Source organism: Paenibacillus riograndensis SBR5 (assembly GCF_000981585.1).
GTDB classification, from domain to species: domain Bacteria; phylum Bacillota; class Bacilli; order Paenibacillales; family Paenibacillaceae; genus Paenibacillus_AQ; species Paenibacillus_AQ riograndensis.
Window position 1 is genome coordinate 491,662 of record NZ_LN831776.1, and the last position, 14,393, is coordinate 506,054.

The 14,393-nt window shown below is 52.4% G+C and carries 10 protein-coding genes; 6 read left to right on the top strand and 4 right to left on the bottom strand.

The window, feature by feature from the left end; translation table 11 throughout:
* The first annotated feature begins 193 nt into the window (after positions 1-193).
* A complete protein-coding gene (locus PRIO_RS34585) occupies positions 194-361 on the top strand; it encodes an aspartyl-phosphate phosphatase Spo0E family protein (RefSeq protein ID WP_020433547.1) in 168 nt (55 codons plus the stop codon).
* 169 nt (positions 362-530) lie between these two features.
* Here PRIO_RS34585 and PRIO_RS02215 read toward each other — a convergent pair whose 3' ends face one another.
* Positions 531-1,403, bottom strand: a complete 873-nt coding sequence (locus PRIO_RS02215) for a Cof-type HAD-IIB family hydrolase (RefSeq protein ID WP_020433550.1) — start codon at positions 1,401-1,403, stop codon at positions 531-533.
* 475 nt (positions 1,404-1,878) lie between these two features.
* Between PRIO_RS02215 and PRIO_RS02220 the strand changes: the two genes are divergently transcribed.
* Entirely contained in the window at positions 1,879-3,120 is a 1,242-nt protein-coding gene (locus PRIO_RS02220) for a DUF445 domain-containing protein (protein ID WP_039790980.1), read from the top strand.
* Positions 3,121-3,280: 160 nt separating this feature from the next.
* Here the strand turns inward: PRIO_RS02220 and PRIO_RS02225 are convergent, their stop codons facing one another.
* From PRIO_RS02225 to PRIO_RS02235, 3 genes are all read right to left on the bottom strand, one after another.
* Positions 3,281-3,607, bottom strand: coding sequence for a P-II family nitrogen regulator (locus PRIO_RS02225; protein WP_020433554.1), 327 nt, complete (start codon positions 3,605-3,607; stop codon positions 3,281-3,283).
* Positions 3,608-3,811: 204 nt separating this feature from the next.
* A complete protein-coding gene (locus PRIO_RS02230) occupies positions 3,812-4,912 on the bottom strand; it encodes a glycosyltransferase family 4 protein (RefSeq protein ID WP_020433556.1) in 1,101 nt (366 codons plus the stop codon).
* A gap of 86 nt (positions 4,913-4,998) precedes the next feature.
* The gene (locus tag PRIO_RS02235) at positions 4,999-5,814 is read right to left on the bottom strand and encodes a hypothetical protein (protein ID WP_020433558.1); all 816 of its coding nucleotides are present in this window, start codon (positions 5,812-5,814) and stop codon (positions 4,999-5,001) included.
* 293 nt (positions 5,815-6,107) lie between these two features.
* On the opposite strand from PRIO_RS02235, the gene PRIO_RS02240 reads away from it, so the two are divergent.
* The 4 genes from PRIO_RS02240 (at position 6,108) to ltrA (ending at position 13,828) form a co-directional block, all read left to right on the top strand.
* Positions 6,108-9,254 (top strand): PAS domain S-box protein, encoded by a 3,147-nt coding sequence (locus PRIO_RS02240; protein ID WP_020433559.1) that lies wholly within the window; start codon positions 6,108-6,110, stop codon positions 9,252-9,254.
* Positions 9,251-9,859 (top strand): C39 family peptidase, encoded by a 609-nt coding sequence (locus PRIO_RS33635; RefSeq protein WP_020433560.1) that lies wholly within the window; start codon positions 9,251-9,253, stop codon positions 9,857-9,859. The genes PRIO_RS02240 and PRIO_RS33635 overlap by 4 nt, the downstream gene beginning before the upstream one ends.
* Positions 9,860-9,932: 73 nt before the next feature.
* Complete coding sequence (gene pulA, locus PRIO_RS02250; RefSeq protein WP_020433561.1) at positions 9,933-11,906, top strand: type I pullulanase; 1,974 nt, start codon at positions 9,933-9,935, stop codon at positions 11,904-11,906.
* Between the two features lie 629 nt (positions 11,907-12,535).
* The gene (gene ltrA / locus PRIO_RS02255) at positions 12,536-13,828 is read left to right on the top strand and encodes a group II intron reverse transcriptase/maturase (protein ID WP_020425999.1); all 1,293 of its coding nucleotides are present in this window, start codon (positions 12,536-12,538) and stop codon (positions 13,826-13,828) included.
* Positions 13,829-14,393: the final 565 nt, after the last annotated feature.

A 14,393-nucleotide genomic window follows, 5' to 3' on the forward strand; every position in this document is an offset into this window, starting at 1 on the left:
GCTACAAACTATGACTCATGGTTTAGGAGAATAATTAGCATTTTCCATGGTTTCGAACTGAGTGGTAAGGGCAGAAGAGAAGAACCGGGAACATCCGGTTCTTTTCTTTTGCCGCGGTCCAATAGTTTTCACTTAGCTGAAATTCCGCATTTTGACAGCTTGTACTAAAATATTACATGAAGGGGGTGGAACTATGCTAAACAATGAGAAGATGGTGCTGCTTCATGTAGAAAACGCCAGGGAGAAGCTGCATCAGGCGCTGAAAAAGTATGGCTTCTTGACGCATCCCAAAGTTATCGAACAATCTGTTGCTTTGGATCATCTGCTTAATCAGTACAGCTCCCAAAAAACAGTTTGTTGATCTGTATATTAATCTTTTGATAAGGAGGGTGGGAGATTGTGTTTATTCCAATTCTCACAACACTGACTACGACGCAGCAGTGGGTCCTTTTGATCCTGCTGGCAGTGAACATAGGTGCAATATATTGCTTTGTCAAGTTTGGGGCAGGCAAACGTTAAGTGACTTCGCTTCACTGTCCTTTTCTTTTCTCCAAAAGATGCCGCAGACCCTCAGCTACACCATTCTCCGCATGATTCCCCGTTACAAAGTCGGCCGTTTCTTTCAGAATCGGTGCGGCGTTCTCCATGGCAATTCGGTAGCCGGCCATTTCAAACATCGGCAGATCATTATAGCTGTCGCCCATAACAGCCACCTGTTCGGCAGGAATGCCGTAATGTGCCGCCAGCATTCCCACACCCGAGCCTTTATTGGCATCCTTATGGTTGATCTCGATATTGTTTACATGCGAGGCAGTAATAATCAGTCCGGGGATTGCCGCGAACCGTGTGGAGGCTTCCTTCAGCAGCTCCCGGTTCAGCGAAAAAGCCAGCGTTTTAAAAATTACATACTCGTCTTTGCTCCAAATCTCCTCCATGCTCTCTACATAGGTGACAGAAGCTTGCTGGAACTGCTTGGCGATCATAGCTTTCAGCAGCCAGCGGAGCTCCCCGGGTACAGCCTCATCGTTGAGCTCGGACAGCTTCTCCAGCCGCACCCGTTTGTCAAGCTCCACATATACGTTATCTTCGGTGTATACCTCATAATACAGTTCAGGAATCCCGCTCATCCAGCGTAAAGCCGGAATGATATCCTCCTTATTCAGCGGCTTGCTTGCTGCCAGCGTCCGGTCAGGCAGCGTCACTACCGCTCCGTTCAGACTGACCACAGGGCATTCCAGATCCACCAGCCGGAGCTGCCGTTCCGCATCCATGTAAGAGCGGCCTGTAGCGATAATCACGATGTGGCCCAGGCTCTGGGCGTGCACAATGGCCTCGCGGTTCTCCGGGCTGATCTTGCCCTCCTCATTCAGCAGTGTTCCGTCCATATCCAATGCAATCAGCATGTTGAAGTTCTCCTTTTCAATATAAGCTATAATCTTTAGTTTTACATTGAGGGGTATGGTCGTAACTGCGGGGAATGTTTGGACTTCCAGCCGCTGTTGTCCCCAGATTTCTTGATTGAACCGCCTTTCGCGGTTGAAATCCGGTGACAAAGGCGGACGCATTCGCTCTTCCAGTTCCAAACTTCCCCTCCGCACTTCTACCCTTTCATGGATTTTTAAGTTCATCTCATATAGCTTGGGGTTGTTCTTTGCAAGGCCGATGAAATTATTGCTTGTATCTTATCATTAATTCTCTGAAAATTAAAAATCCATCTACATGTCCTGGTTTCAGGCTGCTTGCTGTGAGAGGGGAGGATTTTCAGAAAAGAGTTCCGTCGTGGTACAATATAAGGCGGACCACTTAGCATGCATTTAATTATGACTACAGCATCAGAAAGCAATGCTCACATTACTTTTAGGGGGAACTGTGATTGAAATGAAATCCAGAAATTTAGCTACGATTTCGCTGGCGATTATGGCCTGCGGTTTTCTCATTACACTATTTTTGCCGGAAAATCTGGCAGTTGTTCTGCTGAGGGGAGGCTTTGAGGCCGGACTGGTCGGGGGGATCGCGGACTGGTTTGCCGTGACTGCATTGTTCCGCCATCCGCTGGGTCTGCCGATCCCGCATACCTCCCTGCTCTTAAAGAACCGGGACAAAATTATTCAGTCCCTGATCTCCGCGATGGAGAACGAGCTGCTGAATAAGGCGAGCATTGAGAACAAGCTGCGCAAAATCCGCATAGTATCGCTGGGCAGCACTATGCTGACGCGGCTGTTCGCCCGCAAAAAAGCGAGAGCCGAAATGCTGGAACAGGTCAGCGCCTTCGTGCAGAAGCTGCCGGTGGAACAGGCGGTACCTTATATCCAGTCGGTTGCAGCCGGATATATCCGTGAAGCCAAGCTTGGAACGGCCGTGGATACGATCGTCACCAAGCTTATGAATGACGGAAAGGATGTCGCGGCTCTGGATTTCGCGCTTGAAGGGATCTCTGGCTGGGTTGAACGTCCTGAGACCCGGGCGATGCTGGGCAAGATCGCCAGTGAGAAGCTGGCCGAGGTGAAGCTTGGCGGCTTGAAGGGGATGGCTTTTCAGGCTTTCGTCGGCTTCGTGGATGCCGAGATGCTGGGGGGAATGCTGCAAGGCATGGTGCAATCCGGGATCAACGATTTCCGCAGCGAAGACAGCCCTTACCGCGAGGAGATTATCCGGGAAATCCGGGTGGCCATCTTCCAGATGGTGAATGACGAGGCGCGGATCGCTGCCATTAAGGAGTGGGGGCTGAACGAGCTTCAGAGCGAAGCAGCTGCGTCGTTCCTGCGGGAGCAGCTTGAGCATTTCCGGGGCAAGGCGGTTGCCTGGCTGGAAGAAGAGCGGTCTGCGGGCGGACGCAAGCTGTTTGGGCTGTATGCCATGCTGGCCCGCCGTATCGGCAAGGAGCAGCAGTGGATACAGGAATGGGAAGAACGCATCCGTGCTTCTCTGATCAGCTTCGTCGAAGCCAACCATTACCGGGTGGGGCTTCTGGTCAAGGAGAACCTGGATTTGATGGATGATGCCAGTCTGGTGAATATGCTGGAGGATAAAGTGGGCAAAGATCTGCAGTGGATCCGGGTCAACGGTGCGGTATGCGGTTTTGTCGTAGGTCTGGTGCTTACGGTATTCCAGTTGTTTTGAACAGTAAGAGCGGCGGCAACCTGGAATCAGCAAGCTGTTCCTCTTGGACCAAAGATTCTGATTCATCTCAACCCCAACATTCAAAACGGCTGCGCTGTCCACGGAAGGACAGTGCAGCCGTTTCTGTTTGTCAGTTGCTTTCCGAATATGGTTAAGAGCTTTACAGTTGGCTTTTACCGTTGCTGATCGTATAGGCTTCCTGCACAGGCAGCACGAAGATTTTGCCGTCACCGAAGGAGCCCTGCTCACCGGTTCTTGCTGTTCTCATAATAATGCTGATGACATCTTCTTTCTCATCGTCATTGATGACAATCATCAGCAGCTTCTTAGAGATTTGATTATAATGATTGGTTCCGACCTGAATTCCCTTTTGTTTGCCGCGGCCGAGCAAATCCATTTTGCTGATGGAGGGAAAGCCGGCAAGCAGCAGTTCAGCCATGACTGCATCCGCTTTCTCGGGTCTTACTATAGCTTTGATCATTAACATAACGATGCACCCTTTCTACAGCGAAGAATGTGTTGTAGGGGGTTGCCAATGTCTGGGTGGCCTTAATGGTGACCTATTCGCTTGATGGCAACGCTTACAATTTGAGTATAATATTAACTATAGCTGCATCCTGCGAATAAGGTCACAAATTCCATTGTACATAGTGTCGCATAGAACAGAAGCGGGCGGCAGCACAGCATTCTGTTAATTCAGCAAAAGAAAACGGTACAGTTCTTCCAATGCCGCTGCCGTATGCTGCCACCCGAAATTCTGCAGCGCGTCCCTCCGTCCCTGCAGTCCGATTCTGGCTGTAAGCTGCGGATCGCGGCCGAGCTGCAGCAGGGCTTTGGCGAACGGTGACGCTTCGCGGTACCGCTGCACCAGATATCCATTATGGCCCGATACAATAATCTCCCGGATGCCGCCGTTGTTCGAGGCGATGACGGGCAGTCCGGAGGCCATGGCTTCTACATTGACCAGCCCGAAGGACTCATGCCGCTGGGACGGGCAGACAAAGACGTCGGCCGCATGGTAGAGATCGTGAATATCTTCATGGGCGATCTTGCCGATAAAAACAGCCCGGACTCCCAGGCGCCGGGCCATGGCTTTAAGCTGCCGGATGTACAGCGGCTTGCCGTGGCCGGCGATAATCAACTGGGCCGGCAAGCGTTTATGAAGCAGGCGCATGGCTCTAATCAGCACAGGAACGCCTTTGCGCGGAATAACCCGGCCGACGAACAGCACGGTGAATACCGGAGACAGGCGGTACAGCCGGCGCATTTGCTGCTTCTCCGGCAGCTCTGCCGGAGAGAACCGGCTTAAATCGGCGCCGAGCGGCACGACGCGGATGATTCCACCCAGGCCGGGAAAGCGGCGGGCGAGCTTGCGCTGCAGGGAGCGGCTGTTGACAGCGATAAGATTGGCTCTCGCCAGGCTGCGTGCAATTCTCGATTCAGCAGGGACAAAAGTCAGGGAATGAAGGAACAGGACAACTGGCGTGTATGGATGCCGGCGCTTGATAGAGGACATCAGGAGCGGACGGTTATCGACTTGTATAACATCGAAATGCTCTGTTTCAAGATAGTCCAGAACGGATGCAAGATAACGTGCAGGCGTACCTGAGACCAGGCGCACGATACGCACCTGCTCTTGTTCATCGGTGTCAGGAAGTCCGGGAGCCTTTCTGCTCACGATAGTTACTTTATGCCGCCGGGCCAGTTTTCTGGCAACCGCCCAGATGCAGATTTCCACAGAGCCGTCTCCCGGCACCGGAAACTGCTCCGGTGCAATCATGCAGATATGCATAGGTATATGCCTCCTTCACCCCATAGCTGTAGCCTCTTACCTAACATATGCCGCCGGGCAGGGGGAAGACACATTCACGAGAAGGATCAAGTGATTTGCTTCGAAGCTGCGGCGATTACACCGGCAACCTTTTGTTCCAGTTCGATGATCTTCTGCTTGCCGGCTGCAATTTGCCGGTGACCGGAGAGCAGTGAATTCAGGGACAGGCTGGTCAGGGAAGGATTTTGCTTGCGGATGGCCGATTTGAAGCCGCTCCAATCTGCAGACAAGCGCTTGTTCAGGGAAGAGATCACACTTTTCTGGGATTTGATCGACGTCTGCGGACTATCGATCCCGGCAAGGGTTTTGCGTGCCGCAGCTATTTTCCTGGTCCGGGTTTCTTTGGCGGCCTTCAGCCGGGCCTCTTGGTCGCGGATGTCCTGGCGGGCCATCTGGACGACAATTTTCATGGCATCGGACTGGGCGCGCAGCACGGAATTCAAGGTTTTGTCCCGCATTCCCCTAAGCAGGGATATACGCTTGTTAAGCGCACTGTATTGGTCAAACAGCGGCTGGTACCGGGCCTTGGTGCTGACAACGGCTGCGGTTAGCCGGGTCACGGTGTCCTGATCAATGTTCTTGATCTTCTCCTTCACCGTCAGGAGTGACTGCGCATTACTCTCATGAAGCTTACGGATTTGTTCTTCTCTGCTGTTATATTGTGCTGATAATGCGGATAGCTCGCTATACTGGCTGTTCAGCTTGCTTCTTGAGGATGAATCCGCAACGGCAGCTGTCAAATCAAAAGCGGCCTGGATTGAAGGGGTCAGCTCCGTCCCGGAAGCAGCAGCTTTGCCTGCCAGGGGCAACGTTAGAAGCAACAGTGATAGAAGTGTCAGAACAGAAGTCTTAAGGGTAGTCATCGTTCTCCTCCTTTTTTTACATCCGCAAGCCTGTATAAAAAGACAAAAAAGCACCCGCAGCAAAGGCAAAATAAGCCTTCGTTACGGGTGCTTCCAGCGCAACAGGACACGAATAAATATTTATCTAGACTATAGATTAATCTCCTATATCCGTCAATATTTTCAATTTTAAATTTTTCTGATCTGAAACAGGCCTGTTCATTTCTTTCCACACTTCTCTTAGCGTATACTGGGGTAATAGATAACAGAGAGTCTGCAAAAGCAGCGGCTCGTGTGAAGGAGGCCAGGCTGAATTGGATGAGGATAACAGGGAGCTTTTGGATTATGCATTCCTGATGTCTCCGCTTGGAACGGGAGTACTGTCTCAAGAGGGCAAGTGGCTGAAGGTGAATCCCGCTTTTTGCCATACGCTCGGCTGCAGTGAACAGGAGTTTCTGGCCGGTGGCCTGCTGCACAACACTGTTGCCCAGCAGGAGGGAATTCAGCAAATAGACATCAATCTTCTTATCGGCGAGCTTGCCTCCTCCCCGGAGCGTTCTCTGGTCAAAGAAAAGAAATTTCTAACCCGCTCCGGCCGCACGGTGTGGCTCCTGCTCACGTTCGTGAAGGCTGCGGCGGGGCAAGCTTGTTCACATATTATTGTCTACGCCGAGGATATTACCGACCGCAAAATCGCGGATCAGCTGACTGTGGACAGCCGTGATCTGTATGATTTATTTATAAAAGATGACCAGACGATGATTTCCTTCACCCTGCCCGATGGAACGTTGAGCTTCATATCTCCTTCCTCACAGCTGCAGATCGGCTTTGCGCCAGAGGAGATAGTTGGCAGGAACAGGCTGGAGTTCTACCATCCTGATGATGTTGAAGGGATGGACCAGTCCCAAGGTCTGCTGGAGAGCAAAACCTATATCCGCCGGCTGCGCCATAAAGACGGACATTATTTGTGGTTCGAGACCTCCTTTCATGTAATCCATGATGAGAATAATGAAATTGTGCGGATCATGGGTATCGGGCGCAATGTGACCAGCCGCAAGCAGAATGAGGAGGCTCTGGCAGCCGCCCAGCGTGTGGCGAAGATTGGTTCATGGGTGTGGGATTTATCCAAAGGCAGATTGGTGTTTTCGGAGGAACTGCAGCGTATGCTGCACTATAGCACGGGGACGGATGTAAAATACGAAACCTTTTTGTCTCTGGTTCATCCGGACGACCTGGAGCTGCTGAAAGCGGGAGTTGAACGGGCGGTGAAAAAGGGGGAATCCGGTGAATCCTCCTACCGCCTGGTTCTTCCTGACGCAACGCTGCTTACGGTAAACATTCAATGGGATGTTACGCGCGGCCCTACCGGCAAGCCGGTGCAGCTTATCGGCATGATGCAGGATATTACCGAGCGGCGTCAGATGGAGCAGCAGCTTAGAGAAAGCGAGCAGCGCTACAAGTCCCTTTTCGAATATAATCCGTCAGCAGTCTACTCCATGAATCTGAACGGGGATTATTTGTCGGCCAATGCCAATCTGGAGGAACTGACAGGATATACTCTTGATGAGCTGATCGGAATGTATTTTGGACCCATTGTGCATGAGAAGGACATTGAGAAGACCCTGCATCATTTCAAACTGGCCAGCCAGGGAGAGCCGCAGAGCTATGATCTGACACTGATCCATAAAGATGGCCATCTGGTCGAAATCAATACGCTCAACATTCCAATCATCGTAGACAAGCAGGTAGTGGGGGTGTATGGGATTTCCCGCGACATCACCGAGCGCATCAGGTATACCGAGCAAATCGAGAAGCTGAGCAATGAATACACGCTGATTCTGAATGCGGTGTCGGAAGGCATATTCGGACTGGATACCGAGGGAAGGATCACGTTCATCAATCCGGCTGGTGCACATATGCTGGGGTTTGAGCAGGACGAAATTATGGGCCGCTCCTATCTGAACCATATCGGGCAAACGGCGTCTGACGCTGTTCATTACCGGATGGAAGCTTCCCCGCTGATCCGGGTTATTCAGGCAGGAGAGTCCCAGCGGAGTATGGATGCGGTGTTGTGGCGCAAAGACGGGTCAAGTTTTCTTGCCGAATATCAGGCAACACCTCTGTTTGACAAAGGAGAGCGCAAAGGTGCGGTTGTGGTATTCCGGGATATTACCAATGAACAGGAAATTATCCGTGCGAAGGAGTCTGCCGAGAAGGCGGATCAGGCCAAATCGGAGTTTCTGGCGGTGATGAGCCACGAGTTGCGGACCCCGATGAACGGGATTATTGGCATGACGGATTTACTGGCTGAAACGGACCTTAATGAGGAACAGCGCGGTTATGCGGAGATCATCAGCCAGAGCAGCTCTTCCCTGCTGTATATTCTCAATGAGATTCTGGATTTCAGCAAAATCGAAGCCGGTAAAATGACCCTAATGCATGAGCCGGTCAGTGTGGAGTCCGTGATGGGCATTGTTACCGAACTGTTCTCACCCAAAGCCAAGGAAAAAAATATCCTGCTGTCCAGCCGCATAGCGGAAGATGTGCCGGAGCTGATTATGGGCGACGCGGACCGTTTGCGTCAGGTGCTCGTTAATTTGGTGAGCAATGCCGTCAAGTTTACCGAGGAAGGACAGGTCTCGATTGGCGTAGAAACAGAATTTTGCCCGAATGCGAAGAAGCTCAGCCTGAAGTTCAGTGTGCACGATACCGGAATCGGTATTCCCTCCGAAAAGCAGCCGCAGCTCTTCCAATCCTTCTCCCAGCTGCATCCGTCGATTAACCGCAAGTATGGGGGGACAGGCCTGGGACTTGCGATCTGCAAACGCCTTGTCGAGCTAATGGGCGGTGCGATTGGGGTAGAGAGCGTGGAAGGAAAAGGATCAAAATTCTTCTTTACGCTTCCTGTCGACCCCGGTGGGGAATGGGAAGAGAACGGGGCGGAGGATCATGAGCTGGCAGAAGTTTTATATACGCCGGATAGCGGTGAAAATACTGCCGCCTATGCGGGCCGGAAGGCGGGGAGCGGGAGTTTATTGCCTGCCGGAGGACTCATCCCCGGGCTGCCTGAAGCGAAGTATGGGCCCCTGCGGATTCTGGTGGCGGAAGACCATCCCGTCAATCAGAGGCTTATACTGACGATGCTGGAGAAGCGGGGGTATAAAGCGGATCTTGCCGAGAACGGCCAGCAGGCGCTGCAGGCCGTTCTCCGGCAGCCGTATGATCTGGTCTTCATGGATGTGCAAATGCCGGTGATGAGCGGGCTGACAGCGGCTGCAGGCATCAGGGAGCAGGCACCGCTGAACCACCAGCCGTTCATCGTTGCGGTAACCGCATATGCCAGACCGGAGGACCGGGAGCGGTGCCTGGCTGTAGGCATGGAAGACTTCGTGAGCAAGCCGTTTCTCTCTTCCGACATCGAGCGGATACTCCGGGAGCGGATGGAAAAGATATCGCTATGAGAGAGGAACAAACCGGAATTCGGCTGAATGTGGAGCCGTACACACAGTGGGAACCGGGCGTATTTTCGCCCGGGTCTGCCTGCGGCCCGGCGACCATGGCCGCCTTAATGGAATATTGGCACACGCGGAGAGGCTGCAGCTTAATTCCTGGAGCAGGTCATTTCCAATCCAAGGCGGCGCATATCAATTATATATACAGTCATCACGGAGGGACTCCATGGGGGATGAGTGCACGCGGTTTTGCCAAAGGGTTGCAGGATTACCTGGGGGCTGCTCTTCCGCGTGAGAACGGCAAGCCGTTTTCGGTATCCCTTTTTAATAATATGCAGAGGTACCAAGCCGAGATTGACGCGAAGCGCCCGGTAGCGGTGAAGTTCGACAAATGGTTCAGCCTCCGCTGGAGGGGAAGCTATGCCTATGATTATCATTGGGTGCTGGGAAGCGGTTACGATATGACAGATGCGGCAGCGGGACCTGTGCTGATTGTCCAGGATAATGGCATGCGCCATAAGAATGGAGGATTTACCCCCGGCCGGGAACGCCGGATTCCTTATTTGCCCAACCGGAGCATTCTCACCATGGTAGCTTTGCATATAGACCCTTGAGTACAAACGTTTGCACCAACTTGTTGATCAGGGTATAATATCCAATTAATAAGGGGAAAAGGGGAATATTTGGATGTCAGTACAAAGGGAAATGGAAGAACCTATCTACTTCGGAGATCCTGCGGCTACCAGCGGGGTTTCTGTATTCGACCAGGATTTTGACATGCTGTTCAGCTATGACGGAGATGATCTTGGCCTCGCTTATACACCGGCCTGCTCAGCATTTTGCCTGTGGGCGCCTACCGCCCAGGAGGCGGAGGTAGTGCTGTATGACTCCTGGCAGCAGACTGCCGGCCGCCGCCTGCCTATGGTCCGCGAGGTGCGGGGGACCTGGAGGCTGACGGTTTCCGGTGATCTGGAAGGCAAGCTGTATACCTACCGCGTGCGTATCGGGGAGCAGTGGAATGAAGCGGCGGACCCTTATGCCCGGGCTGTCGGTGTAAATGGGGACAGAGCGGCGATTATTGATCTGCGCAAGACGGACCCGGAGCGGTGGGCTGAGGATAAGCTGCCGCTAACTGCCCCGCCGCTGGCTCATCCTGTGGACGCGGTTATTTATGAGCTTCACCTGCGGGATTTGTCCATTCATCCGGCGAGCGGGATTGCCCACAAAGGGCAATATCTGGGTCTCGCCGAAAACGGAACACGGGGGCCGGGGGGAATACTGACCGGACTGGATCATATCGCCGATCTTGGGGTGACGCATATTCAGCTGCTGCCTATCTACGACTACTCCACAGAGAGCGTGGACGAGACCAAGCTGGATCAGCCCCATTTTAACTGGGGGTATGATCCGAAGAATTTCAACGCGCCGGAGGGCTCTTATGCAACAGACCCCTACCTGCCGGGCCTGCGCATTACCGAGCTCAAAACCATGATCCAGGCGCTGCATGACCGGGGTCTGCGCGTGATCATGGATGTGGTCTACAACCATGTCTATGACGGGTACCGTGTGAATTTTACCAAGCTGGTTCCCGGCTATTATCTGCGCTATAAGCGGGATGGCAGTCTTTCCAACGGCTCGGGCTGCGGCAACGATACGGCTTCGGAGCGTATAATGATGTCCCGTTTTATTGTGGATTCGGTGCTCTACTGGGCCAGGGAATATCACTTGGACGGCTTCCGTTTTGATCTGATGGGCCTGATTGATATTGATACAATGGCGGAAGTCCGCAGACGTCTGGACGAAATCGACCCTTCAATCATGACTATCGGCGAGGGTTGGATCATGGAGACCGAGCTTGCCATGGAACGGCTGGCTAATCAGAGCAATGCAGATGCGCTGCCGGGGATCGGACAATTCAACGATGGTTACCGGGATGCGGTGAAGGGCAACATTTTCCTGCCGGATGACCCCGGCTTTATCGGCGGCAGATCGGGACTGGAGCAGGCGGTAAAGACAGGAATTACCGGGGGAGTAGTGTACGGACAGACAACCGGCCAATTTGCCGATGAACCCCGGCAATGCGTGAATTATATGGAGTGCCACGACAACCATACCCTGTGGGATAAAATCGTCTTGTCCTCCCCTGAAGCCAGCAACGAACAGCACCGGGCGATGCACCGTCTGGCCTCCGCGATGGTCCTGACGAGCCAGGGAATTCCGTTCCTTCATGCCGGACAGGAATTTCTGCGCACCAAAGATGGGGTGGAGAACAGCTTCAGGTCACCGGTCGAGATCAATTGGCTGGACTGGGAGCGCTGTGCCGCGTATGCGGACGATGTTGCTTACATGAAAAAGCTCATCGCACTGCGCCGGGCACATCCTGCCTTTCGACTGCGCAGTGCCGAAGAAATCCGCGCGAAGCTGTTTTTTGAGAAGGCGCCTGCGGGTGTCATAGCCTATACCCTTCGGGAGCACGCCGGCGGCGATGACGCGCAGCATCTGTACGTCGTCTATAATACCATTCTGAAGGGGGCAACGCTTGCGCTGCCGCCGCTTGGAGGCTGGGAGCCGCTGCTCGGCGAAGAGCTGGCGGAGTTCCATACAGACGGGCGGCTGACTGTTAAGGGGATAGGAATGGTTGTACTGGCTGTTCAGGCTTAGCCGAACTAAGGCCGAAATCACGTCCAGCGAAGAATATAAGGGCTGTCTTATGGGTAGAGTCATCTGCCCACGGGACAGTCTTTTTGTTGTATCGGGCGTGCCCAGAAAGCACGTATCTTCTAGCCGGTGAAAGTCCGGTCACGGGAGGGGCCAAGCCCCCGTGTAGCTGGGATGCCTGCGTACGGCGAAATCTGTGCGTAGAAGCGCATCGACAAAAGTCCGGTCAGAGACAGGGCGAGCAACCTGCTAGGCCGTAACATGAAGTGAATCCTGCCGCGTCGTCACAAAGGCCCCGCAAGGGGGGAGAGAGGAAGTCGAGCCTCGCCTATACGGGTGAAGACCACGGAAGCTGCAGAGAACTTGGAACGGCAGTGAAGAATCCTCCGGCGTATGGGGATCGGCATGGAAGGAAAGAAGACGCAGTGAACTGGGGAGACCCTCCCCCACACGGGAGGAATTTTTTTTTTAGAAACCCGTAAAGAGACGCTCTATAAGTCCAAAAGATGAAATGAACCGTCTGTGGGAAGGGAGTCCGAGGGGCTCATAATACCGAAGAACCTAAGGACAACATAACCTTAGGGAGGGAAGGAGCCCTGCTTTGTTTATGCTTTTGGAGGAGGTACGAGTGAGTGAATGCCAAAGGGCTAACGACACCAAAGGAAAAAGTTCAAGAACTCCAAGAAAAGCTAGGTCATGCGGCCAAGGAGAACAAGAAGCGTAAATTTCATGCGCTGTATGACAAGGTCTACCGCCCGGATGTGCTGTGTGAAGCCTGGAAACGGGTGAAAGCGAATAAGGGAGCAGCAGGAGTAGATGCCGTGACGCTCGCAGACATCGAGGAACGAGGAGAAACGAACTTCCTTAAGACCTGTGAGCGAGAATTGAAAGAAGGCAGCTACCATCCGCAGCCTGTGCGGCGGCACTATATCCCAAAGAAAGACGGGAAGCCAAGGCCGCTGGGCATACCCACCGTGCGCGACCGAGTCATACAGATGGCAACCAAACTCGTGATTGAGCCCATCTTCGAAGCAGACTTCGAAGAAGTATCCTTCGGATTTCGCCCGAAGCGAAGTGCGAAAGGAGCGCTGGAACGAATCCGGAAAGCCTGCAACCGCAAAGGAAATTGGGTAGTCGACGTCGATATCCAAGGTTACTTCGACAACATTAATCAAGAGAAGCTCATGAAACTGGTACAGATGCGTATCAATGACAGGAGAATCTTGAAGTTAATACGGAAATGGCTTCAGGCGGGAGTTATGGAAGAAGGAAACGTGAGGCGTTCCGATTTAGGGACACCACAAGGTGGCGTCATCTCACCGCTGTTGGCGAATATCTACTTGAACTACTTTGACCGGCTATGGGAGAAACACGGAAGTGGATTGGGGGAACTGACCAGGTATGCAGACGATTTCGTCGTAGTCTGTAAAACGAAAAAGGACGCCGAACATGCCTATGAGCTCATAAGCAGAATCATGGAACGTCTGGAGTTAACTCTACATCCGACCAAAACCCGCATTGTAGGCCTGTGGACAGGAGACGAAGGATTCGACTTTTTAGGAATGCACCATCGAAAAACGAAAGCAGAAACTTCCCAAGGGAAGGTATATTACACCACACAGCAATGGCTAACGAAAAAGGCAGAGGAGCGCATCCGAGGCGTGGTCAAAGAAAGATTAGCCCCTCCGAGCATGCGCTCAAGAACGTTGGCGGAACAGGTGGAATGGCTCAATCCAAAGATTCAAGGATGGAGAAATTATTACTACACGAACTACAGCCAAAAGAGATTAGCGAAACTGGATTGGTATATTTTGCAAAGATTAACCCGGTGGTACGCGAAGAAGAGACAACGCGGGAGATGGATGAGGTCCAGGTCAGAAGTTAAATATTTGACCATCCAATATGGACTAAAAACGCTATTGTAATCTGCATGCCCATGAATGACGAACATCGGAAAGCCGTATGAGGGAAAACCTCACGTACGGTTTGATGAGGAGGGGCTGGGTTGCACCAGCCCTTTACTCTAGAAATTATACATGGTGAAAATGAGGGCCACTTTGAAACCCGAAATGACAAGTTGTAGGCGGTGCAGAAGGGTTAGCGATTGCTCACCGCCTTCTTCGCAAGCGTTAGTGGGAAAAAGGGAACTTATTTCTCCCCAAAATCAACAATTGTGAGATTGAAGTGGAAAAAGGAAACTTAATTGGCCCCTATCACCTTGTCAGGGAGGAAATGAGCTGAATTAGTGTACCTTTTTCCACTTAATCTTTGGAGAACAGGGTGCCGGGACAAATTAGTTAACCTTTTTCCACTTAAAGTTGCGCCGATCTGCCGGACCAATCAGGGAGGGCTGAAACGGTACGGTCTTTTTAAAGGGCGGCAAAGCCGTTTCTGCCTGCCAGAAAAAACAGGCTCATTTTTCCAAAATTAATACTACACCTGTCGTAGTAATTATGCTACAATGCAATTACTACGACAGGTGTAGTACGA

Bases quoted from the DNA above. Each gene is read 5' to 3' on its own strand.
- PRIO_RS34585 (WP_020433547.1), top strand. From the start codon at position 194: ATGCTAAACAATGAGAAGATGGTGCTGCTTCATGTAGAAAACGCCAGG.
- PRIO_RS02215 (WP_020433550.1), bottom strand. From the start codon at position 1,403: ATGCTGATTGCATTGGATATGGACGGAACACTGCTGAATGAGGAGGGC.
- PRIO_RS02220 (WP_039790980.1), top strand. From the start codon at position 1,879: ATGAAATCCAGAAATTTAGCTACGATTTCGCTGGCGATTATGGCCTGC.
- PRIO_RS02225 (WP_020433554.1), bottom strand. From the start codon at position 3,607: ATGTTAATGATCAAAGCTATAGTAAGACCCGAGAAAGCGGATGCAGTC.
- PRIO_RS02230 (WP_020433556.1), bottom strand. From the start codon at position 4,912: ATGCATATCTGCATGATTGCACCGGAGCAGTTTCCGGTGCCGGGAGAC.
- PRIO_RS02235 (WP_020433558.1), bottom strand. From the start codon at position 5,814: ATGACTACCCTTAAGACTTCTGTTCTGACACTTCTATCACTGTTGCTT.
- PRIO_RS33635 (WP_020433560.1), top strand. From the start codon at position 9,251: ATGAGAGAGGAACAAACCGGAATTCGGCTGAATGTGGAGCCGTACACA.
- pulA (WP_020433561.1), top strand. From the start codon at position 9,933: ATGTCAGTACAAAGGGAAATGGAAGAACCTATCTACTTCGGAGATCCT.